We start from the raw sequence: 2,027 nt of genomic DNA, 5'->3' as shown, positions 1-2,027 counted from the left end.
GAAATTTCCCAACAGGATGAAAATGTAAAGAAATATAAGGAAATGATAGTTCAGGACCATAAAACGATTGAGTTGCGGGAGGCAGTTACTAAATCGGCTTCGGCACAATTGGAAAACGGTGTTATCACTACCCACGAATATATTCAGAAAACCAATAACGAGAATGCTGCCAAGCAAAACCTTGTTCTTCATCAGATACAGTTGTTGCAAGCACAGTATAATTTAAAATTCAAATTGGGCAATTAATAGTAAACGTAATAAAATGAAAAATTTTGCAATAATTGTTTTTGCAGCATTGCTCCTAAATGCCTGTACACAAAAAAAAGACTATGATGCTTCGGGGAACTTTGAAGCCGATGAAGTTATAGTTTCGGCACAGCAAAGTGGCATATTGAATTCCTATGATGTAAAAGAAGGTGATCAATTAAAAAAAGGGGATAAGGTCGGTCAGATTGACGTAAAGGTTATAGAACTACAAAAACAACAGACCGAAGCCCGCATTGCCGCATTAAATGAAAAAACCATTTCTCCGAGCGACCAAGTCGAATTGGTACGTCGTCAGCTGGAAGTGCAAAAATCGCAATTGGCACAACAATTAAGAGAAAAGAACCGTACTGAAAATTTAGTGAAAGCAGATGCCGCAACTCGCAAACAATTAGACGACATCAACTCTTCTATCGACCAATTAAAAAAGCAGATTGCCGTTACAAAACAGCAATTAAAGCTAAACACCTACAATACCAATACGCAGAACCGAAGCATATTAAGCGAGAGGGCACAGATGGAAAAATTAGTGGCACAACTTCAGGAGCAAATCAATAAGGGACAAATCATCAACCCGATTACAGGTACTGTACTGACAAATTATGCCTTGCAAGGGGAAATGCAGGTAGTAGGCAAACCACTATATAAGATTGCCAATATTGCAACGCTCAGTTTGAAGGCCTATGTTTCCGGTAGGCAATTGCCACAGATTAAATTGGGACAACAGGTGACAGTACGTATTGACGATGGCAAAGGCGGATACAAAGAATATCCGGGAACCATTACCTGGATTTCTGCAAAATCTGAATTTACACCCAAATCCATACAAACCAAAGACGAAAGACCCAACCTTGTGTATGCGATCAAAGTGAACGTAAAGAATGACGGTATCTTAAAAATAGGCATGTACGGAGAGGTTATTTTGTCAAAATAATATAAAACATGAGTTCAGTTAGTGTAAAAAATATCGTAAAAACTTATAACAAAGGCCAAGTAAAGGCTGTTAACGATGTTTCCTTTGAAGTGCAAAAGGGGGAACTATTCGGTATAATTGGTCCTGATGGAGCTGGAAAAACATCTATTTTCCGCATCCTTACCACTTTATTGCTTGCAGATAGCGGAACCGCTTCCGTAGAAGGTTTTGATGTAGTAAAGGATTACAGGGACATCCGAAATATCGTTGGATATATGCCCGGACGGTTTTCCCTGTATCAGGATTTGACGGTAGAAGAAAACCTCACGTTCTTCGCTACAGTTTTCGGTACTACCATCGAAGATAATTATGAGCTTATCAAAGATATTTATGACCAGATAAAACCTTTCAACAACCGCAGGGCAGGTAAACTTTCAGGTGGCATGAAACAGAAGTTAGCGCTTTGCTGTGCCCTGATCCATAAACCTGTTATTTTATTCCTTGACGAACCGACCACGGGCGTGGATGCAGTTTCACGAAAAGAGTTTTGGGGAATGCTGGCCAAGTTCAAAAAGGAGGGCATTACTATTATCGTTTCTACGCCATATATGGATGAAGCCACTCTCTGCGACCGTATTGTCCTAATACAAAACGGGAATATTATGTCCATTGATACGCCGGTAAATATTGTGAAAAACTTCCCAAAGCCATTATTTGCCGCCAAAGCAGATAATATTTACAAGCTCATACAGCACTTACGAACAGCTGATGAAGTGGAAAGCTGTTTCCCCTTTGGCGAATACATACACCTTACTATGAAAACAGATGATGCTGATGCTGCGAGCATCAC

General features: G+C 39.8%; 2 protein-coding genes and 1 pseudogene. All 3 read left to right on the top strand.

The genetic code is table 11. The annotated features are described in order from the left end of the window. A pseudogene (locus ACR2F7_RS01250) lies at positions 1-246 on the top strand (TolC family protein); the annotation flags it as partial. A gap of 16 nt (positions 247-262) precedes the next feature. Continuing rightward, entirely contained in the window at positions 263-1,198 is a 936-nt protein-coding gene (locus tag ACR2F7_RS01245; RefSeq protein WP_432711796.1) for an HlyD family secretion protein, read from the top strand. A gap of 8 nt (positions 1,199-1,206) precedes the next feature. Further along, positions 1,207-2,027 (top strand): ABC transporter ATP-binding protein (locus ACR2F7_RS01240; RefSeq protein ID WP_432711795.1); only part of this gene is annotated, 821 nt, incomplete at its 3' end.

Source organism: Pedobacter sp. (assembly GCF_045628745.1).
Classification (GTDB): Bacteria; Bacteroidota; Bacteroidia; order Sphingobacteriales; family Sphingobacteriaceae; genus Pedobacter.
The sequence above is the reverse complement of the archived record's forward strand: the minus strand, read 5'-3'. Positions and strand labels throughout refer to the sequence as shown.

Bases quoted from the DNA above. Each gene is read 5' to 3' on its own strand.
- ACR2F7_RS01245 (WP_432711796.1), top strand. From the start codon at position 263: ATGAAAAATTTTGCAATAATTGTTTTTGCAGCATTGCTCCTAAATGCC.